18 protein-coding genes are annotated in these 18973 nt (G+C 66.8%); 5 read left to right on the top strand and 13 right to left on the bottom strand.

From position 1 onward, the window contains the following. Positions 1 to 71 precede the first annotated feature (71 nt). The 6 genes from U1701_RS13850 to U1701_RS13825 all read right to left on the bottom strand — a co-directional run bounded on the left by U1701_RS13850 (position 72) and on the right by U1701_RS13825 (position 6702). Positions 72 to 2009, bottom strand: coding sequence for an acetyl/propionyl/methylcrotonyl-CoA carboxylase subunit alpha (locus U1701_RS13850; RefSeq protein WP_332783154.1), 1938 nt, complete (start codon positions 2007 to 2009; stop codon positions 72 to 74). Then, complete coding sequence (locus U1701_RS13845; RefSeq protein WP_332783153.1) at positions 2006 to 2479, bottom strand: nuclear transport factor 2 family protein; 474 nt, start codon at positions 2477 to 2479, stop codon at positions 2006 to 2008. The genes U1701_RS13850 and U1701_RS13845 overlap by 4 nt, the downstream gene beginning before the upstream one ends. A 3-nt stretch (positions 2480 to 2482) precedes the next feature. Then, a complete protein-coding gene (locus tag U1701_RS13840; protein ID WP_332783152.1) occupies positions 2483 to 4084 on the bottom strand; it encodes a carboxyl transferase domain-containing protein in 1602 nt (533 codons plus the stop codon). 136 nt (positions 4085 to 4220) lie between these two features. Continuing rightward, on the bottom strand, positions 4221 to 5387 hold the full coding sequence (locus tag U1701_RS13835; RefSeq protein ID WP_332783151.1) for an isovaleryl-CoA dehydrogenase: 1167 nt from the start codon (positions 5385 to 5387) through the stop codon (positions 4221 to 4223). Positions 5388 to 5596: 209 nt separating this feature from the next. Then, positions 5597 to 5983: a hypothetical protein gene (locus U1701_RS13830; RefSeq protein ID WP_332783150.1), complete on the bottom strand. Its 387-nt coding sequence runs from the start codon at positions 5981 to 5983 to the stop codon at positions 5597 to 5599. Positions 5984 to 6090: 107 nt separating this feature from the next. Next, the gene (locus U1701_RS13825) at positions 6091 to 6702 is read right to left on the bottom strand and encodes a TetR/AcrR family transcriptional regulator (RefSeq protein WP_332783149.1); all 612 of its coding nucleotides are present in this window, start codon (positions 6700 to 6702) and stop codon (positions 6091 to 6093) included. Between the two features lie 141 nt (positions 6703 to 6843). Here U1701_RS13825 and U1701_RS13820 point away from each other — a divergent pair, with 141 nt between their 5' ends. Further along, positions 6844 to 7251: an MAPEG family protein gene (locus U1701_RS13820; protein WP_332783148.1), complete on the top strand. Its 408-nt coding sequence runs from the start codon at positions 6844 to 6846 to the stop codon at positions 7249 to 7251. 26 nt (positions 7252 to 7277) lie between these two features. On the opposite strand, the gene mmsB is transcribed toward U1701_RS13820, so the two are convergent. The 4 genes from mmsB to U1701_RS13800 all read right to left on the bottom strand — a co-directional run bounded on the left by mmsB (position 7278) and on the right by U1701_RS13800 (position 11471). After that, positions 7278 to 8219: a 3-hydroxyisobutyrate dehydrogenase gene (gene mmsB / locus U1701_RS13815; RefSeq protein WP_332783147.1), complete on the bottom strand. Its 942-nt coding sequence runs from the start codon at positions 8217 to 8219 to the stop codon at positions 7278 to 7280. Between the two features lie 117 nt (positions 8220 to 8336). Continuing rightward, positions 8337 to 9110: an enoyl-CoA hydratase gene (locus U1701_RS13810; protein ID WP_332783146.1), complete on the bottom strand. Its 774-nt coding sequence runs from the start codon at positions 9108 to 9110 to the stop codon at positions 8337 to 8339. 131 nt (positions 9111 to 9241) lie between these two features. Next, a complete protein-coding gene (locus U1701_RS13805) occupies positions 9242 to 10285 on the bottom strand; it encodes an enoyl-CoA hydratase/isomerase family protein (RefSeq protein WP_332783145.1) in 1044 nt (347 codons plus the stop codon). Between the two features lie 40 nt (positions 10286 to 10325). Next, positions 10326 to 11471, bottom strand: a complete 1146-nt coding sequence (locus tag U1701_RS13800; RefSeq protein ID WP_332783144.1) for an acyl-CoA dehydrogenase family protein — start codon at positions 11469 to 11471, stop codon at positions 10326 to 10328. An 86-nt stretch (positions 11472 to 11557) separates the two neighbouring features. On the opposite strand from U1701_RS13800, the gene U1701_RS13795 reads away from it, so the two are divergent. Continuing rightward, positions 11558 to 11842 carry a GIY-YIG nuclease family protein gene (locus U1701_RS13795; RefSeq protein ID WP_332783143.1) on the top strand — a complete coding sequence of 95 codons (285 nt, stop codon included), beginning with the start codon at positions 11558 to 11560 and terminating at the stop codon, positions 11840 to 11842. A 214-nt stretch (positions 11843 to 12056) separates the two neighbouring features. Here U1701_RS13795 and U1701_RS13790 read toward each other — a convergent pair whose 3' ends face one another. After that, entirely contained in the window at positions 12057 to 13553 is a 1497-nt protein-coding gene (locus U1701_RS13790; RefSeq protein ID WP_332783142.1) for a CoA-acylating methylmalonate-semialdehyde dehydrogenase, read from the bottom strand. Positions 13554 to 13761: 208 nt separating this feature from the next. Here U1701_RS13790 and U1701_RS13785 point away from each other — a divergent pair, with 208 nt between their 5' ends. Beyond that, the gene (locus tag U1701_RS13785) at positions 13762 to 14103 is read left to right on the top strand and encodes a hypothetical protein (protein ID WP_332783141.1); all 342 of its coding nucleotides are present in this window, start codon (positions 13762 to 13764) and stop codon (positions 14101 to 14103) included. 47 nt (positions 14104 to 14150) lie between these two features. Next, positions 14151 to 14819, top strand: coding sequence for a glutathione S-transferase (locus U1701_RS13780; RefSeq protein WP_332783140.1), 669 nt, complete (start codon positions 14151 to 14153; stop codon positions 14817 to 14819). 13 nt (positions 14820 to 14832) lie between these two features. Here the strand turns inward: U1701_RS13780 and U1701_RS13775 are convergent, their stop codons facing one another. After that, positions 14833 to 15294 carry a cupin domain-containing protein gene (locus tag U1701_RS13775; protein ID WP_332783139.1) on the bottom strand — a complete coding sequence of 154 codons (462 nt, stop codon included), beginning with the start codon at positions 15292 to 15294 and terminating at the stop codon, positions 14833 to 14835. On the opposite strand from U1701_RS13775, the gene dapE reads away from it, so the two are divergent. Continuing rightward, positions 15294 to 16427, top strand: a complete 1134-nt coding sequence (gene dapE, locus U1701_RS13770) for a succinyl-diaminopimelate desuccinylase (RefSeq protein ID WP_332783138.1) — start codon at positions 15294 to 15296, stop codon at positions 16425 to 16427. The genes U1701_RS13775 and dapE overlap by 1 nt on opposite strands. A gap of 118 nt (positions 16428 to 16545) precedes the next feature. Here the strand turns inward: dapE and lon are convergent, their stop codons facing one another. Beyond that, positions 16546 to 18939 carry an endopeptidase La gene (lon, locus tag U1701_RS13765; RefSeq protein WP_332783137.1) on the bottom strand — a complete coding sequence of 798 codons (2394 nt, stop codon included), beginning with the start codon at positions 18937 to 18939 and terminating at the stop codon, positions 16546 to 16548. Positions 18940 to 18973: the final 34 nt, after the last annotated feature.

Raw genomic sequence — 18973 nt, 5'->3', positions numbered from 1 at the left:
CCGCGAGCCGTGCGCCGCCCCCGCCCCATGCGTTGCCCAACTGGGCCCCGGCCTTCGCCGGGGAACAGCTATCAGTCGGCTTTCACGATCGTCACCAGCACCGTCCCCTCGGACACCTGCCCACCGACCGCGGCCGCCAGGGCCTCGACCACCCCGTCGAACGGTGCGGTCAGCGCATGCTCCATCTTCATCGCCTCCAGCGTGACGAGCTTCTGCCCCTTCACCACGACGTCGCCGACCGCCACGTCGACCGCGATGATCCGCCCGGGCATCGGCGACAGCATCGCACCGTCGGCGGCCGCGCCCGCCGATGTCCCGTCGGCACGCGCGCGCGAGAACAGGTAGCTTTCGCCCATGTCGGCAACAAGGATGCGGTCGCCCTTGATGATCGTCGAGAGCATCGCCGCCTGCTCGACCGGACGCTCGACGACGAAATTGTTGCCGTCGCGCGACAAGGCTATCCGGATCCGTGGTTCGGACGCCATGCGGAAGCCGGCCAGCGACCGCCAGACCGATCCGACATAGGGCTCGGGCTGGCGCCGACTTTCGTAGCGCCAAAGCTGGACGGACTCCGCGTCGCCCATCTCGTCGTGGAGTACCGCCATCGCGGCGGACTCGATCACCGCAGCGCTGGGTTGGCCCGAACCGACGAGTTCGGCCTCGTGCTTCGCGATGAAGCCCGTGTCGATATTGGCCGACACGAAATCCGCAGACGACAACGCCCGTGCCAGAAATGCGGCATTGGTTTTGACGGGCGCGACGATCGAGTTCCGGCAGGCATTCGCCAGACCATAGGCGGCGGCCTCGCGCGAACGGCCATGGCAGACCAGCTTGGCGATCATCGGATCGTAGAAGGGAGATATCTCGTTGCCGAGCGCCACGCCTGTCTCGACGCGAATGAGGTGGCTTTCGCCGATCGAGAAAAAGTCGAGTTTGCCGATCGACGGCAGAAACCCCTTCGCCGGATCCTCCGCGTACAACCGCGCCTCCATCGCCCAGCCGTCGATGCTCAGTTCATCCTGCCGCTTGGGCAGAGGCTCCCCGCTCGCCACCCGCAGCTGCCACTCGACTAAATCCTGCCCGGTGATCTCTTCGGTCACCGGATGCTCGACCTGCAGCCGGGTGTTCATCTCCATGAACCAGGTGCGATCGGCGCGCAGGCCCTCGCTCGCATCCGCGATGAACTCGATCGTGCCTGCGCCGACATAGTCGACCGCCTTGGCCGCCTTCACCGCCGCGGCGCAGATCGCTTCCCGCGTCGCCGGGTCCATGCCGGGCGCGGGCGCTTCCTCGATCACCTTCTGGTGGCGGCGCTGCAGCGAACAGTCGCGCTCGAACAGGTGGACGACGTTGCCGTGGCTGTCGCCGAACACCTGCACCTCGATATGCCGGGGCGACAGGATGTATTTCTCGATCAGCACATGGTCGTTGCCGAACGACGAGGCCGCCTCGCGCCGGCACGACGCCAATGCGTCGGCGAAGTCCGCGGCCGCATCGACGCGGCGCATGCCCTTGCCGCCGCCGCCCGCGACCGCCTTGATCAGCACCGGATAGCCGGTCGCATCCGCCTCGGCCTGCAAGCGTTCGAGGCTCTGGTCCGCGCCCATGTAACCAGGCGTCACCGGCACGCCGGCGGCGAGCATCAGCGCCTTGGCCGCGTCCTTCAGCCCCATCGCGCGGATGCTGTCGGGGTTGGGGCCGACCCAAACGAGCCCGGCGTCGATCACGCTCTGCGCGAACTCGGCATTCTCGGACAGGAAGCCGTAGCCCGGGTGGATCGCCTCGGCGCCGGTCTCGAGCGCGGCGGCGATGATCCGGTCGCCGCGCAGATAGCTCTCGCGTACCGGCGAGGCGCCGATATGCACGGTCTCGTCGGCCTGCCGCACGTGGAGCGCATGCGCGTCCGCGTCCGAATAGACCGCAACCGTACGTATCCCGAGCGCGCGCGCGGTCCGGATGATCCGGCACGCGATCTCGCCGCGGTTGGCGATCAGGAGCGAGCGGATCATTGCGCCGCGCACCCCGTGGTCCGCGACGACCAGGTCACGTTCTGGATCTTCCAGCGCCCGCTCTCGCGCACCAGATCGAAATGGTCGTAGCCGCAATGCGCGGGCTTGCCGTCGATCGTGAAGACGTAGGGCGCCCAGACCATCGCGATGTCGCCGTCGATCTCGATCGCGGGATCGGTGATGCGCTCGGCATAGCGTTCGGAGCCCGGCTTCACCATCGCGGCGAACTGTGCGGCGGTCATGTGGCGGATCGAGCGAGTGCCGTCGGGCTTCTCCTCGGCGACGGTCGCGTCGGCGTCGGGACGCATCGCGGCCAGCATCGCCTGTGCGTCCCGCGCCGCGAGGGCTGCGAACAACGCGTCGATCGGGGCCAGCACGCCGGCCTCTTCGGTCATTACCGCAGGCGGCAGGCCGGTGCCCTTCACGATCGGCTGGACGGGAGTGATCTGGGCGAGAAGGAGCAGGATCATCGGTTACATCCGGAACACGCCGAACGCCGGGCGTTCGGGGATGGGAGCGTTGAGCGTCGCGGCGAGCGCGAGGCCGAGCACGTCGCGGGTCTGGGCGGGGTCTATAATTCCGTCGTCCCACAGCCGCGCGGTGGCGTACCAGGGATTGCCCTCGTCCTCGTATTTCTGGCGGACCGGCGCCTTGAACGCCTCGGCCTGGTCGGGCGTCCAGCTGTCCGCATCGCGGTGGACGGTGGCGAGAACGGAGGCCGCCTGCTCGCCCCCCATCACGCTGATCCGGCTGTTGGGCCAGGTGAACAGGAACCGCGGCGAATAGGCGCGCCCGCACATCCCGTAATTGCCCGCGCCGAAGCTGCCGCCGATCAGCACGGTGATTTTCGGCACGGTTGCGGTGGCCACGGCCGTGACGAGCTTGGCGCCATGCTTCGCAATGCCTTCCGCCTCGTACTTACCACCGACCATGAAGCCCGAGATGTTCTGCAGGAACAGCAAGGGGATCCGCCGCTGGCACGCGAGTTCGATGAAATGCGCGCCCTTCTGCGCGGACTCGCTGAACAGCACGCCGTTATTGGCGAGGATCGCCACCGGCATGCCCCAGATATGCGCGAAACCGCATACCAAGGACGTACCGTAAAGCGCTTTGAACTCATGGAATTCGCTACCGTCGACCAGCCGCGCGATGACCTCGTGCACGTCGTACGGCGCGCGCACGTCGCTCGGCACGATGCCGTACAGCTCCTCGGCGTCGAATTTCGGTGGGCGCGGCATCTGGAGGTTCACCGGCGTCGCGACCTGCGGCGCCAGCGTCGAAACGATGTCGCGGACGATCGTCAGCGCGTGTTCGTCATTCTCGGCAACGTGATCGACCACGCCCGAGCGGCGGCCATGCGTGTCCGCGCCGCCCAGTTCCTCTGCCGAGATCACCTCGCCCGTCGCGGCCTTCACCAGCGGCGGCCCGGCGAGGAAGATCGTCCCCTGCCCGCGCACGATGATCGTCTCGTCCGACATCGCCGGCACATAGGCCCCGCCCGCGGTACAGCTGCCCATCACGCACGCGATCTGGGGGATGCCGAGCGCGGACATCTGCGCCTGGTTGAAGAAGATGCGCCCGAAGTGATCGCGGTCGGGAAACACCTCCGCCTGATGCGGCAGGTTCGCGCCGCCGCTGTCGACGAGGTAGATGCACGGCAGGCGATTTTCCTGGGCGATTTCCTGCGCTCGCAGGTGTTTCTTTACGGTCAGCGGGAAGTAGGTGCCGCCCTTCACCGTCGCGTCGTTGCACAGGATCATGCATTGACGACCGGACACGCGGCCGATCCCCGCGATCACGCCGGCGCCGGGGACTTCGTTGTCGTAGAGGCCGTTGGCCGCGAGCTGGCCGATCTCCAGGAACGGCGAGCCGGGATCGAGCAGGCGCTCGACCCGGTCGCGCGGGAGGAGCTTGCCGCGCGCGGTGTGGCGGTCTCGGGAGGCGGTGGAGCCACCGAGCGCGGTGCGGGCGACGTCTTCGCGGAGGGTCTCGGCCAGCGCGCGGTTGTGCGCGGCGTTGGCGCGAAAGGTTTCGCTGTCGGGAGACAGCGCGGAGGTGAGAACCGGCGCAGTCACTGCACTCCTCCCCGGCACGGGGAGGGGGACCATGCGCAGCATGGTGGAGGGGGGCTTCCACAAGCGCTGTGGATGAGGACGGCCCCCTCCACCGCTGCGCGGTCCCCCTCCCCGTGCCGGGGAGGATACAAGGACGTCACTGTGCCACCGTCGGCGCCGCGCCGATCAGCTCTCGCCCGATCAGCATGCGGCGCACCTCGTTCGTCCCCGCGCCGATATCGAGCAGCTTTGCATCGCGCATGAAGCGTTCGACCGGCCAGTCCTTGGTGTACCCCGCGCCGCCCAGCGCCTGGATCGCCTCCAGCGACACCTTTACCGCGCTCTCGCTCGCCAGCAGGATCGCGCCGGCCGCGTCGAACCGCGTCGTCTTGCCCGCATCGCAGCTCTTGGCGACCGCATAGACATAGGCCCGCGCCGAACTCAGCGCGACATACATGTCCGCGACCTTCGCCTGGATCAGCTGGAACTGCCCGATCGGCTGCCCGAACTGCTTCCGCTCACGCACATAAGGGATCACCACGTCGAGACAGGCCTGCATGATCCCGACCTGGATTCCGGCGAGCACCGCGCGCTCGTAATCGAGGCCCGACATCAGCACGCCGGCGCCACCGTTGACCGGCCCCATCACCGCGCTGTCAGGCACTTCGCAATCCGAGAACACGAGCTCCGCGGTCGGGCTCCCACGCATCCCCATCTTGTCGATCTTCTGCCCGATCGAAAAACCGGGCATGTCCTTCTCGATCAGGAACGCCGTAATGCCGCGGCTACCCTCGCCAGTCTTCGCATAGACGACGAGGGTATCGGCATACGCCGCGTTGGTGATCCAGAATTTGGTGCCGTTCAGCACATAGCCGGCGTCGGTCTTCTGCGCGCGCAGCTTCATCGAGACGACGTCGGAGCCAGCCCCCGCCTCGGACATCGCCAAGCTGCCGACATGTTCGCCGGACACGAGCTTCGGCAGATATTTCGCCTTCTGCTCGGGGTTCCCCCAGCGGCGGATCTGGTTGACGCACAGGTTCGAATGCGCGCCGTAGCTCAGGCCCACCGATGCGGACGCGCGCGACACTTCCTCGACCGCGACGACATGTTCGAGATAGCCCAGGCCCAGGCCACCGAATTCTTCCTCAACGGTTATGCCGTGCAGGCCGAGCGCGCCCATCGCGGGCCACAGATCGCGCGGGAACCAGTCCTCGGCGTCGATCTTCGCCGCCAGCGGCGCGATCTCCGCGGTCGCGAAGGCGTGGGTGGATTCGCGAATCATGTCCGCGTTCTCGCCGAGCGCGAAATCGAAATCGGGTATCATGCAGCCTCTCCGGGGCGATTGTTGTGCGCCGGCGGCTAGCAGGTTTGTGGGCTCAAGGAAAATGGGGCGGATCGAAGCCAAGTGGCCCCGGAACTCCTCCCCTCCCTGGAAGGGAGGGGTCGGGGGTGGTCGGCTTGGGCAGACGTCACCGTTCCTCGCAAACCAACCCGCCCCCATCCCCTCCCTTCCAGGGAGGGGCGCAGCAGGACTTACGCCGGCACTACCTCGCGCCCGACGCGCATCCCGGTGACGCTCACGACCAGCGTCTCCAGCTGCGCATCGACGAACCCCGCCGCGCGGAAGCGTTCGATTTCCGCCATCGGCAGCGCAAATCCGCGCCGCCAGGCATACACCGCAGCGCGGCGCAGCGCCTCAAGCCGCGGATCGGCGAGCTGCGACGCGACGCCGAGCCCGAACAGGCTGCCGAGCGCGCGCGACACGCGGCTCGTGCCCTCCAAGCTGCGCAGCGTGTCGCGCTTCGCGAGCGCGATCACGCTCCATTCGAGCGCGGAGAAGCCGGCGGGCTGGGTGGCGGCGGCGTCTGCACGCGCGGAACAGGGCGAAGCAAACAGATTGTCGAGATCGAGATAGGCCATGGGGCGGGCTCCGTGCCGTTCGCCCCCCTTCGGGACCCGGCTTCAATACCAGTCGGTATATTAAGCGCCTTCCGCTACGTCAATCGCTTTTCATACCGAGCGGTATTTTATTTGGTCGGCCACACCGCAAGGCTGGTTTCGACCAGCTGGTTGAGCTCGCCACAGGTCGCGCCCGACCCCCCTTGCAACGCCAGTCCCTGCAACAGCGCGAACAGATAGCGGACCAGCGCCGCCGGGGTCATGCCCTCGGGCAGCTCGCCGTCCGCCGCGGCCCGTTCGAACCGCTGGATTACCGCCGACTCGGACGACGCGCGCCGCTTGACGACCTCGGCCTTGATCGATTCAGCCTCGGCACCGCATGCGGCGGTGCTGATCACGCCCAGGCATCCCTTGGGATCGCACGGACTCATCTGCATCTCGAGCGCGCCGCGCAACAGGCGCTCGGCCACGCCGCGCGCGGTCGGCGCCTCAAGCGCAGACGTCATATACGCGAGCTTCTCGCGCTCGTAGAGGTCGAGCGCCTTGTGGAACAACGCTTCCTTGTTGCCGAACGCGGCGTAGAGGCTGGGCTTGGTGATCCCCATCGCCGCGGTCAGCTCGGCCATCGACGCGGCCTCATACCCGTTGCGCCAGAACACACGGAGCGCGGCGGCGAGCGCGACGTCGAGGTCGAACTCGCGCGGACGGCCTTTGGTGGGGGAAAGCGAACAGATATTCATACCGAACGGTATATAGTGCGCAAACCCGGAAACGCCAGCGGCGCGACCAGGCTTGCCGGGCGCCGGAGAAGCCGGATCAGTCCGCGACGCCGAACGTTGGGCCGAAGTCACCTGCCAAAGCGCTTACCCGAAGGAACGCCCATGTCTGCACTGCCCGCGCTGCCAACCGAACTCATCCTGCTCGGCTGGTCCACCGTTCTGCTGTTCGCGCACGTGATGCTGCAGGGCCAGCTGGCGACGCGCGACCGCGGGATCGACTGGAATGCCGGCGCGCGCGACGGCGAGCAGAAGCCGCTTGGGCCGCTCGCCGGCCGGGCTGCGCGCGCGCTCGCCAATTTCCAGGAAACCTATCCGATCTTCATCGCGCTGGCGCTCGGCCTCGCGGTGTCGGGTCTCACCGGCGGGGTCGGTGAGACCGGCGCGATCATCTGGTTCATCGCGCGGATCGCATACGTACCGCTCTACCTGTTCGGCGTGAAATATGTCCGCTCGCTGTGCTGGCTGGTCTCGATCCTCGGCCTGTTGCTGATGCTGATCCGGTTCCTCTGACGCTGAGACCGTCATCCTGACGAAAGTCAGGATCCAGGGTTACGGACGCTGCCGCCTGAGGCTCTGGATCCTGACGTTCGGCAGGATGACGAAGGGGTTTCGAACGTGCGGATGATCCCCGAAAAATCCACGCCGCCCTGTCCTGCCGCGGCGAAAGCCTCGTACAGCTCGGCGGCCTTCGACCCCATCGGCGTGTCCGCGCCGGCATCCTTCGCCGCCGCCATGGCGAGCCGCAAATCCTTCAGCATCAGCGCGGTCGCAAAGCCGCCCTGATAGTCGTGATCCGCCGGCGTCTCGGGCCCCACGCCCGGCAATGGCGCATAAGACGTCATCGACCAGCTCTGCCCCGAACTTACCGACGAGATGTCGTAGAAGGTTTGGGGGTCGAGCCCGAGCTTCTGCGCCAGCGCGAACGCCTCGCACGTCGCGATCATCGTCGCGCCCAGCAGCATGTTGTTGCACATCTTCACCGCCTGCCCCGCGCCGTTGGCGCCGGCATGGATCACCGCCTTGCCCATGTCGGCCAGGAACGGCTGGGCGCGCGCGAACGATTCGACCGATCCGCCCACCATGAAGGTCAGCGTCCCCGCATTCGCCGCGGCGATCCCGCCAGACACCGGTGCATCGACCACCGCCATGCCGCGACCCTGCGCCGAGACCGCGACGGCCTTGGCGGTCTCGATGTCGATCGTCGAACAGTCGATCAGGATCGCCGAGGGTGCGACGACGCCGAACAGTGCTTCATAGACCTCGGCGACGTGCCGCCCAGCGGGCAGCATCGTGACGATCGCCTCGGCGCCCTCGGCGGCTTCGATCGCGGACCCGACCGCCAGACACCCGGCCGCCTCCGCGCGCGTCAGCGCGTCGGCGGAGAGATCGAAGGCGCGGACGTCATGCCCCTTCCTCGCCAGGTTCGCGGCCATCCCGCCGCCCATATTGCCAAGTCCGATGAACCCGATGCGTGCCATTCTACGATCCTCCCACCTGCAAATCCGTCATCCCAGCGAAGGCTGGGATCTCATTGGGGCTGGCGTTGCGCCCTCCCCGGGCAGACCCCAGCCTTCGCTGGGGTGACGTTTCTTGTGTCACCGCCCAGTCCAGACCCCGGCGCGCTTCTCGACGAACGCCGCCATACCCTCGGCCTGGTCCGCCGTGCCGAACAACCCGTTGAACAGCCGCCGCTCGAACTGCACGCCCATCGCGAGCCCCGTCTCGAACGCGGCGTCGACCATCTCCTTGTTCGCCAGCACCGCGAGCGGCGCCATCGCGGCGATCGTCGCGGCGGTCTTCACCGCCTCCTCGACCAGATCGTCCGCCGGCACGATCCGGCTGACGAGGCCGGCGCGCTCGGCCTCGTCAGCCCCCATCATCCGCCCGGTCAGGCACATCTCCATCGCCTTGGCCTTGCCGACCGCGCGCGTCAGCCTCTGCGACCCGCCCATGCCGGGCGACACCGCCAGCTTCACCTCCGGCTGGCCGAACTTGGCGGTATCGGCCGCCAGGATGAAGTCGCACATCATCGCCAGCTCGCAGCCGCCGCCCAGCGCGAAGCCGGCGACCGCGGCGATGATGGGTTTGCGCGTCCGGGTGAACTGCTCCCAGCCCGCGAAGAAGTTGGTCGCGTACATGTCGGCAAAGCCCTGGCTCTGCATCTCCTTGATGTCCGCGCCGGCGGCAAATGCCTTGGCGCTCCCGGTCAGCACCGCGCAGCCCTGGCCGGGATCGGCATCGAACGCAGCGAACGCGGCGAGCAGATCGGCGAGCACCTGCGAATTCAGCGCGTTCAGCGCCTGCGGCCGGTTCAGCGTCACGAGCGTCACTCGGCCGCGCTGTTCGACGAGAATGGTTTCGTAGGTCACTTCAGCTCTCCTTCTTCGTCGCCTGATCCGTCACCCCAGCGAAGGCTGGGGTCTTTGTGGGGCAGGTGCCGCGCCCGCCCCAGGGAGACCCCAGCCTTCGCTGGGGTGACGATCATGTGTTCGGTCGTCTGCTATGCCGGCGTCCACGCCTCGCCGTCCGGCAACGGCGCGAAGATCTGGTCGATCACATGATCGGTCACCCCCTCGGGCGTCGCCGGGTCCCAGCGCGGCGCGTGGTCCTTGTCGACGATCACTGCGCGAACCCCCGCGATAAAATCATGCCGCTGCACGACATGCGCGCCGACCGCATATTCCTGCCGCATCTCGTCCTCGAAGGTCGCCATCTCGGCACCCTCGGCGAGCAGCCGCAGCGACACCTTCATGGTCTGCGGCGACTTGGTGCGGAGCGTCGCCAGCGTGGTGGTCGCCCATTCGCCGCCATCCGACTCCAGCGCGGCGTAGATATCCTCCAGCACGTCGGACGCGAACAACCGGTCGATCATCGGCTTATCGTCGAGAATCTTCGCAGCGGGCGCCGGCGCGGCCAGCGGATCAAGCACGCCCGGAATATCCTGCGGCGTCTTCGCCAGCCCCGCCTTCGCCGCATCGAGCGCCGCGCTCGGCAAATAATGCGTCGCCAGCCCCATCGCGAGGCACTCCGCGCCGTCGAGCCGGTGCCCGGTCAGCGCCAGATACTGCCCGATCCGCCCCGGCAACCGCGACAGATACCAGCCGCCGCCGACATCGGGGAACAGTCCGATTCCCGTCTCGGGCATCGCGAACTTCGTGTTCTCGGTCGCGACGCGGAACCGGCACGGCAGTGCGAGCCCGACGCCGCCGCCCATCGTGATCCCGTCCATGAACGCGACGGTCGGCTTGGCATAGGTGAACAGCCGGTGGTTCATCCGGTATTCGGTGCGAAAGAACGCGCGCGCCGCGGCGCCGTCGCCCGCGCCGCTTTCGGCGAGCATGCGGATGTCGCCACCGGCACAGAACCCGCGGCCTTCGGCGTGGTCGATCGTCACAACCTCGACCGCGGGATCGGTTCGCCATGCGTCGAGCGCGTCGAGTACGGCCTCGCACATCGCGAGGTTGAGCGCATGCAGCGCCTTGGGCCGGTTCAGCCGTATCCGGCCGACAGGGCCGTCGTTGGCGGTGATAACGTCGTCGGTCACAAATCCTCCCCGGCACGGGGAGGATTTTGAAGCTCGGCACTCATTGCCGCGTCAGCTCGCGACCGACGATCATCCGCATCACCTGGTTTGTCCCCTCGAGGATCGAATGCACCCGCAGGTCGCGCCAGAACCGCTCGATCGGATAATCCTGCAGATACCCGTACCCGCCATGCAGCTGTAGCGCGCGATCGACCACGCTCGATCCCGTATCAGTCGCCAGCCGCTTCGCCATCGCCGCGAACTTGGTCTTGTCCGGCGCATTGTCGGTGACCTTGGCCGCCGCGATGTAGAGCAGCGCGCGCGCCGCCTCCAATTCGGTCGCCATGTCCGCGAGCGTGAACTGCGTGTTCTGGAAATCGGCAATTGCCTTCCCGAACTGCTTGCGGTCCTTGGTGTACGTGATCGCCTCGTCGAGGCATCGCTGCGCGCCGCCCAGCGAACACGCACCGATGTTGAGCCGCCCGCCGTCGAGCCCCATCATCGCGATCCGGAACCCCTCGCCCAGACCGCCGACGAGGTTCTCGCCCGGTACGCGCACGCCATCGAAGATCACCTGCCGCGTCGGCTGCGAATGCCAGCCGAGCTTCTTCTCGTTCGCGCCGAACGACACGCCGGGCATGTCCTTCTCGATCACCAGACAGGAAATGCCCTTGGGGCCCTCCTCTCCGGTGCGGACCATGGTGACGTACACCTCGTTCTCGCCGGCACCCGAGATGAACTGCTTCGTACCCGTCACGATCCAGTCGTCGCCGTCCTTGACCGCCCGCGTCTTGAGCGCGGCGGCGTCCGAGCCCGACCCCGGCTCGGTCAGGCAATAGCTGCCGAGCCGCTCCATCGTGACGAGGTCGGGCAGATACTTGTCCTTGACCGTCTGCGATCCGAACCGGTCGATCATCCACGCCGCCATGTTGTGGATGCTGATGAACGCGCTGGTCGACGGACAGCCATAGGCCATCGCCTCCATGATCAGCGCCGCCTCCAGCCGGCCGAGCGCGATCCCGCCGCTCTCCTCGCTGACATAAATCGACGCGAAACCGAGATCGGCAGCGGCCTTGATCGTGTCGCGGGGGAAGATGTGATGCTCATCCCACTCCGCGGCATGCGGCGTGATCCGATCGGCGGTGAAACGCCGTGCCAGATCCTGGATCTCGCGCTGGTCGTCGGTCAGGTCGAACTGGTTGGTCATATCGATCTTCTTCCGTCATCCTGACGATCGTCAGGATCCAGGGTTACGGGGTGTTGCGGGTGGAACGACAACCGGCGGTCTATATCATGGCGAACTTCCGGAACGGCACGCTGTACATCGGCGTGACGTCGAACCTGATGGCGCGCATCGTCCAGCATCGCGAAGAGGTCTTGGGCGGGTTCACGAAGCGATACGGCGTAAAACGGCTCGTCTGGTTCGAAATGGCCGACACGATGGAAGCGGCGATCACGCGAGAGAAGCAATTGAAGCTCTGGCGGCGAGCCTGGAAGATCGAATTGATCGAAACCGGTAACCCGACCTGGCGCGATCTGGCCGAAGATCTCGGCTTCGATCCCCTTTCGTCATCCTGACGAAAGTCAGGATCCAGAGCCACGAACGCGGCGCTCCGTAACTCTGGATCCTGGGTCAAGCCCAGGATGACGGAAGTAGCGGAAACACCCGCACCGTCCCCAAAAACCCCGTCATCCTGACGAAAGTCAGGATCCAGAGCCCCAAACGCCGCGCTCCGTAACTCTGGATTCTGGGTCAAGCCCAGGATGACGACTGAGGGAAAATCCACCCCCCTCACCCCATCGTCGGAATGACGAACGCGTTCGCGGCATCGCCCACGCCGCCATCGGGCCAGCGTTGCGTCACTGTCTTGACCTTGGTCCAGAACTTGACGCCCTCCATGCCGTGCTGGTTGGTGTCGCCGAACGCGCTGCGCTTCCACCCGCCGAACGAATGATAGGCGACCGGCACCGGGATCGGCACGTTGATCCCGACCATCCCGACATTCACCCGCGCCGCGAACTCGCGCGCGGCGTGGCCGTTGCGCGTGAAGATCGCGACGCCGTTGCCGTACTGATGCTCGCTGGGCAGCCGCACCGCCTCGTCGAAATCCGCCGCGCGGACGATCTGCAGCACAGGCCCGAAAATCTCTTCCTTGTAGGCCGACATTGCGGGCGTGACGTGATCGAACAGCGAGGGCCCGATGAAGAACCCCTTTTCATGCCCCTGCAACGTGAAGCCGCGCCCATCGACCACCAGCTCGGCGCCCTCGTCCACGCCGGTCTGGATCCAGTTCTCGATCCGCGTCCGGTGCGCGGCGTTCACCACCGGCCCGTAATGCGCATCCGCATCGGTCGACACGCCGATGCGCAGCGCCGCGATCGCGGGGATCAGCTTCTCGCGCAGGGCAATCGCGGTCTTCTCGCCGACCGGCACCACCACTGGCAACGCCATGCAGCGCTCGCCCGCGCTGCCGAACGCCGCCCCCGACAGGTCGGCGACGACCTGGTCGAGGTCCGCGTCGGGCATGACGATGCCGTGGTTCTTGGCGCCGCCCATCGCCTGCACGCGCTTGCCCGCCGCGACGCCGCGCCGATAGACGTAATGCGCGATGTCGGACGATCCGACGAAGCTGACCGCGCTGATCGCCGGATGGTCGAGGATCGCGTCGACCATCTCCTTGTCGCCGTGCAGCACCTGGAAGATGCCCGCGGGCAACCCTGCCTCGAGGAACAACTCGCCCAGCCGCACCGGTACCGACGGATCGCGCTCGCTGGGCTTCAGGATGAACGCGTTGCCCGTCGCGATCGCGACGCCGGACATCCACAACGGGATCATCGCCGGGAAGTTGAACGGCGTGATCCCCGCCCCGATGCCGAGCGGCTGGCGCATCGAATAGACGTCGATCCCCGGACCGGCGCCTTGGGTATATTCACCCTTCAGGATGTGCGGGATGCCGCAGCAGAATTCGATGACCTCCAGCCCTCGCTGAATGTCGCCCTTCGAATCCGCAATCACCTTGCCATGCTCGGACGACAGCAGGTGCGCCAGCTCGTCCATGTTCGCTTCGACCAGCCGCTTGAATTCGAACATCACGCGCGCCCGGCGCTGCGGGTTGGTCGCCGCCCAGCCCGGCTGCGCAGCCTGCGCCGCGGCGACCGCGACGTCGAGGTCGGCGGCGCCCGACAACCGCACGCGCGCCTGAACCTCGCCGGAATTGGGGTCGAACACGTCGCCGAAGCGCTCGACGGTGCTGGCCGCACCGTTCACCAGATTCTCGATCGTCCGCATGGCATCCTCTATCTCTCGCGGTCGGTACACCGCCGGTTCTGCGGCGGCTTCTACACGCCGACCGCCAGGATTTCCGCATCTTTCTCGCGGTCATTCGGCTGACGACCGCACCGTTCGACCCGATCGCAGCCCGCCCGAACGATTGCCCCCCTCCACCGCCCCCCGTATAGGCGCCGCCAGAACCGGCGTTCCCGCCGCGGAGTAACGCGTGATTGCCTTCCAATACCACCGGATGATCGAATGGATCGGCGACGGCACCGGCCTGCCCGACGCGATCCTGCACATCCATGCCGGCATGGCGCTGCTGATGCTCGCGCGGCTGATCACGCGCCGATCGTTCGGGACGTTCATTCCGCTGTGGGTGGTGGTCGCCGGCGAGGTGTTCAACGAGGTGATGGACCGTATGAACTTCGGGTCGTGGCGGTGGGAGGATACCTCGCTCGATATCGTCAACACCCTGTTCTGGCCGACGGCGATCTGCCTGGGGGTCCGCCTGCGTCCGCTGATCCTGCGCGATCGCCCCCGCGACACGAACGCACCCACCGGCTGACTCGCGCGCGGTTGCCGCCGGCCGCGCGCACCGCTAGTCCGGGTGCCATGAAACTGATCATCGGCAACAAGGCCTATTCGTCCTGGTCGCTCCGCGGCTGGCTCGCCTGCAAACAGTCGGGGCTGCCGTTCGAGGAGGTTGTCGTGCCGTTGTACGACGCCGAATGGGACAAGCGCCGCGAAGGCGACGAGTTCGCGCCGTCGTCGGGCAAGGTGCCGATCTTGTGGGACGGCGACGCGGTGGTCTGGGACAGTCTCGCGATCGTCGAGTATCTTTCAGACAAGGTCGGCCGCGAGCGGTTCTGGCCGGCCGACGACGCCGCGCGCGCGATGGCGCGGTCGATGGCGGCCGAGATGCATTCGAGCTTCGCCGCGCTGCGCCGCAAGCACAGCATGAACATCCGCCAGGTTTTCCCTGCACATCGCCCGGACGACGACGTGCTCGCCGAGCTGCAGCGGATCATGGAGTTGTGGGCGCAGGCACGCGCACGCTTCGGTGGCGGCGGCGACTTCCTGTTCGGCGAATTCGGCGCGGCGGACATCATGTTCGCGCCCGTCGTCACGCGGATCGTCACCTATCAGCTGCCGATCGCCCGCTTCGCGCAGGGGTATATGCAGGCGATGTTCGACCACCCCTTCATGCAGGACTGGATCGCCGGCGCGCAGGAAGAGGATTGGGTGATCGAACAATACGAACAGCCCGCCACGGCCAACTGACCCCGCCGCCCGGTCAGCGGAGCCGCACGGTGTCGTAGGACGTGCCGTCCTTGTGGAAATAGCCGTCGACACCGAAGCGCATGTCGATATCGGGATAGTCGCCGCTGCCGCGCGGCCCCGCGCCGACCGCCAGGAACACGCACGGCGCGTCGCTGCGGTTCTGCAGATGATGGCCGTTCGCGATCCCCTTTGGAAAGGTGGCGACATCGCCCGCGTGCAGGACCGTCTCGGCGTCGTCCTCGACCAGCACCGCCGTCCCGGCGAGCATCACGACGAACTCGTCCTCGCTCGCATGCCAGTGGCGCTGCGACGACCACGCCCCCGGGGCAAGCGTGACATGGCTCACCCCCATCTCGGTCAGCCCCGCGGCCGGTGCCAGCCGGCGATACCAGCGCCCCGCCACCGCCGCATCGAACGGTGCCGGATAGCCGGTCGCATTGGTCTGCGGGATTGTATCGAGATCGAGCTTGGGCAATGCCGCCTCCACATCATGGTGGAGGCAATGTGCCCGACGTCGTCGAACTAACCAAGGCGTTGATCGCCGCCGAAAGCGTAACGCCTGCACGCGGCCGCGTGTTCGACGTGCTGGAGGCCGCCCTGCTGCCGATCGGGTTCGCGGTCGATCGCTTCACGGTTGGCGAGGCGCCCGATGGGCCGGTCGAGAACCTGCTCGCGGTGCGCGGCAACGGTCCGCGCCACTTCGCCTTCGCCGGCCATGTCGACGTCGTGCCCGCGGGCGAAGGCTGGTCGCCCTGGTCCGCCGAGATCCGCGACGGTCTGCTTTACGGCCGTGGCGCGGTCGACATGAAGGGCGCGGTCGCCGCGTTCGCCGCCGCTGCCGGCCGAAGCGAAGCGGGCACGCTGTCGCTGATCATCACCGGCGACGAGGAAGGCCCCGCCACCTACGGAACCCGCGCGCTCATCGAGCGAATGGCGGCGCGCGGCCTCGCGCCCGATCTGTGCCTGGTCGGCGAACCGACATCGACGGTGCAGCTCGGCGACATGGTCAAGATCGGCCGCCGCGGATCGGTGAATGTCTGGATCGAGGTTCCCGGCCGCCAGGGTCACGTCGCCTATCCCCACCTCGCCGACAACCCGATCCCCCGGCTGGTTGCGTTGCTGTCGGCGATCGAAACCATTGTGCTGGACGAGGGCACCGACTGGTTCCAGCCGTCGAACATCGAAATCACCGACATCACCGTCGGCAATTCCGCCGCCAACGTCATCCCCGCCAAGGCCTCGGCCCGGATCAGCATCCGCTTCAACGATCTGCACAGCGGCGACGCACTGGTTGCGTGGATCGCGGCGTTGGCCACGCATCACGGCGCAACCGTCACCGGCCGGGTCTCGGGCGAGGCCTTCCTGACCCAACCGGGCGCGTTTTCGACTTTGGTGTCCGACGCGATCCGCGAAGTGACCGGAGTGACGCCGGACCTGTCGACCAGCGGCGGCACGTCGGATGCGCGGTTCCTCTCGGCGCTGTGCCCGGTCGTCGAGTTCGGCTTGCTCAACGCGACGATGCACAAGGTGGACGAGGCGGTCGCGGTCGCGGATCTCGCGACGCTGACCGATATCTACGCGACCGTCATTGAACGCGCGCTAATCTAACTTCCGTTCCCCGGCGAAAGCCGGGGCCCAGTTGGGAAGGCCGCTATAACGGCGGATAGTCCGTCGCCATGACCGTCCCCCAACTGGGCCCCGGCCTTCGCCGGGGTACGAGCCAGTCCTAGTGGTGAACCGTGGCCCCGACCGGCGCAATCGGCGCCGGCGGCAGCGCCGCCAGCTCATCCGCATCGGTCCACTCGATCGCGGTCAGCGGTTCGGTCAGCGCAAGCCGCAGGACCTCGTCGACATGGCTGACGGGGATGATCTTCAACCCCGCCTTGATGTTCGCCGGGATCTCCGCGAGGTCCTTCTCGTTCTCCGCCGGGATCAGCACCGTCTCGATGCCACCCCGAAGAGCAGCCAGCAGCTTCTCTTTCAACCCACCGATCGGCAGCACGCGTCCACGCAGCGTGACCTCGCCGGTCATCGCCACCTCACGCCGCACCGGGACGCCGGTCATCGTCGACACGATCGAGGTCACGATGCCGACACCCGCCGACGGCCCGTCCTTGGGCGTCGCACCCTCGGGCAGATGGATGTGGATGTCCTTGCGATTGAACAGCGACGGCTTGATCCCGTAGCTCGGCGCGCGCGCCTTCACATAGGAGAACGCAGTCTCGATCGACTCCTTCATGACGTCGCCGAGAGTCCCCGTCAGCTTGGCCGCGCCCTTGCCCGACACCGTCACGCTCTCGATCGTCAGCAGCTCGCCGCCGACCTCGGTCCAGGCGAGCCCGGTGACCGCACCGATCTGATGCTCGGTCTCGCTGAGGCCGTGACGGTACTTCTGAACGCCAGCATACTCACCGACATTCTCGGGCGTGATCGTGACGCCGGTCGTCTTGTTCTCGAGGATCTGACGCAGCACCTTGCGGCACAGCTTGGCGATCTCGCGCTCGAGCGTGCGGACGCCCGCCTCGCGCGTGTACTGCTGGATCAGCGTGCGCAGGCCCTCGGTCGTCAGCACGAACTCGCCGGGCTTCAGCCCGTGCGCCTCGATCTGCTTCTCGATCAGATGCCGCTGCGCGATCTCGACCTTCTCGTCCTCGGTATAGCCCTCCAGACGGATGATCTCCATCCGGTCGAGCAACGGCTGCGGCAGGTTCAGCGTGTTCGCGGTGCACACGAACATCACGTCCGACAGGTCGATATCGACCTCCAGATAATGATCCTGGAACTTGCCGTTCTGCTCGGGGTCGAGCACTTCGAGCAGCGCCGACGCGGGGTCCCCGCGGAAATCCTGGCCGAGCTTGTCGATCTCGTCGAGCAGGAACAGCGGGTTCGCGGTGCCGGCCTTTTTCAGGTTGGTCACGATCTTGCCCGGCAGCGAGCCAATATAGGTGCGGCGATGCCCGCGGATCTCGGCTTCGTCGCGCACCCCGCCCAGCGACTGGCGGATGAACTCGCGGCCCGTGGCCTTGGCGATGCTCTTGCCCAGCGAGGTCTTGCCGACGCCCGGCGGACCGACGAGGCACAGGATCGGCCCCTTGAGCTTGTTGGTGCGCGCCTGGACGGCCAGATATTCGATGATCCGGTCCTTGACCTTCTCGAGCGCATAATGATCCTCGTCGAGCACCGCCTGCGCCGCCGATATGTCCTTCTTGATCTTCGACTTCTTGCCCCAGGGCAGCCCCAGCAGCACGTCGAGATAGTTGCGCACAACGGTCGCCTCGGCGCTCATCGGCGCCATCGTCTTCATCTTCTTGAGCTCGGCGGTCGCCTTCGAACGCGCCTCCTTGCTGAGCTTCAGCGTCGCGATCTTCTGCGTCAGCTCGGCGATCTCGTCGCCTTCGCCGTCATCGCCCTCGTTGCCGAGTTCGCGCTGGATCGCCTTCAGCTGCTCGTTGAGATAATATTCGCGCTGCGTCTTCTCCATCTGGCGTTTGACGCGGCTCTTGATCTTTTTCTCGACCTGCAGGACGCCCAGCTCGCCCTCCATCGCCACCAGCGCCATCTCGAGGCGCTTGGCGGGGTCGGACTGCATCAGCAGCGCCTGCTTCTCCGCAACCTTGATCTGGATGTTCGCGATCACCGCGTCGGACAGCTTGCCCGCTTCGGTAATCTCGGACAGCTGGACCGCGGTCTCCGAAGGCATTTTCCGGTTGAGCTTGGCGTAATTTTCGAACTGGTCGACGACCGAACGCATCAGCGCCTCGACCTCCGTACCCTCGACCACGTCGTCCTCGACCGCCGCGATGGTCGCGGTCAGATATTCGCCGCTCTCGTCGAGCGTTTCCAGCGTCGCACGGCCCTTGCCCTCGACCAGCACGCGCACGGTGCCGTCGGGCAGCTTCAGCAGCTGCAGCACCGTCGCGGTGACACCCATCGAATACAGGTCATCGCGCGTCGGATCGTCCTCGGCGGGATCGAGCTGCGCGACGAGATAAATCTCCTTGTCCGCGGTCATCGCGGCTTCGAGCGCCGCGACCGATTTGTCGCGGCCGACGAACAGCGGCACGATCATGTGCGGGAAGACGACAATGTCACGCAGGGGGAGGACGGGATACTGGGTCATGAACGCTCCGTAGGTGCCCGATACGCGGGCGACT

It is taken from the genome of Sphingomonas rhamnosi (assembly GCF_036663615.1).
Classification (GTDB): domain Bacteria; phylum Pseudomonadota; class Alphaproteobacteria; order Sphingomonadales; family Sphingomonadaceae; genus Sphingomonas.
Note: the sequence above shows the minus strand (reverse complement) of the source record. Positions and strands in the feature narration are given on the sequence as shown.

Coding starts and splice junctions, on each gene's coding strand:
- U1701_RS13790 (WP_332783142.1), bottom strand. CDS start 13,553: ATGCGGACGATCGAGAATCTGGTGAACGGTGCGGCCAGCACCGTCGAG.
- U1701_RS13835 (WP_332783151.1), bottom strand. CDS start 5,387: ATGATACCCGATTTCGATTTCGCGCTCGGCGAGAACGCGGACATGATT.
- U1701_RS13825 (WP_332783149.1), bottom strand. CDS start 6,702: ATGAATATCTGTTCGCTTTCCCCCACCAAAGGCCGTCCGCGCGAGTTC.
- U1701_RS13795 (WP_332783143.1), top strand. CDS start 11,558: ATGGCGAACTTCCGGAACGGCACGCTGTACATCGGCGTGACGTCGAAC.
- lon (WP_332783137.1), bottom strand. CDS start 18,939: ATGACCCAGTATCCCGTCCTCCCCCTGCGTGACATTGTCGTCTTCCCG.
- mmsB (WP_332783147.1), bottom strand. CDS start 8,219: ATGGCACGCATCGGGTTCATCGGACTTGGCAATATGGGCGGCGGGATG.
- U1701_RS13800 (WP_332783144.1), bottom strand. CDS start 11,471: ATGACCAACCAGTTCGACCTGACCGACGACCAGCGCGAGATCCAGGAT.
- dapE (WP_332783138.1), top strand. CDS start 15,294: ATGCCGCCTCCACATCATGGTGGAGGCAATGTGCCCGACGTCGTCGAA.
- U1701_RS13820 (WP_332783148.1), top strand. CDS start 6,844: ATGTCTGCACTGCCCGCGCTGCCAACCGAACTCATCCTGCTCGGCTGG.
- U1701_RS13830 (WP_332783150.1), bottom strand. CDS start 5,983: ATGGCCTATCTCGATCTCGACAATCTGTTTGCTTCGCCCTGTTCCGCG.
- U1701_RS13780 (WP_332783140.1), top strand. CDS start 14,151: ATGAAACTGATCATCGGCAACAAGGCCTATTCGTCCTGGTCGCTCCGC.
- U1701_RS13850 (WP_332783154.1), bottom strand. CDS start 2,009: ATGATCCGCTCGCTCCTGATCGCCAACCGCGGCGAGATCGCGTGCCGG.
- U1701_RS13845 (WP_332783153.1), bottom strand. CDS start 2,479: ATGATCCTGCTCCTTCTCGCCCAGATCACTCCCGTCCAGCCGATCGTG.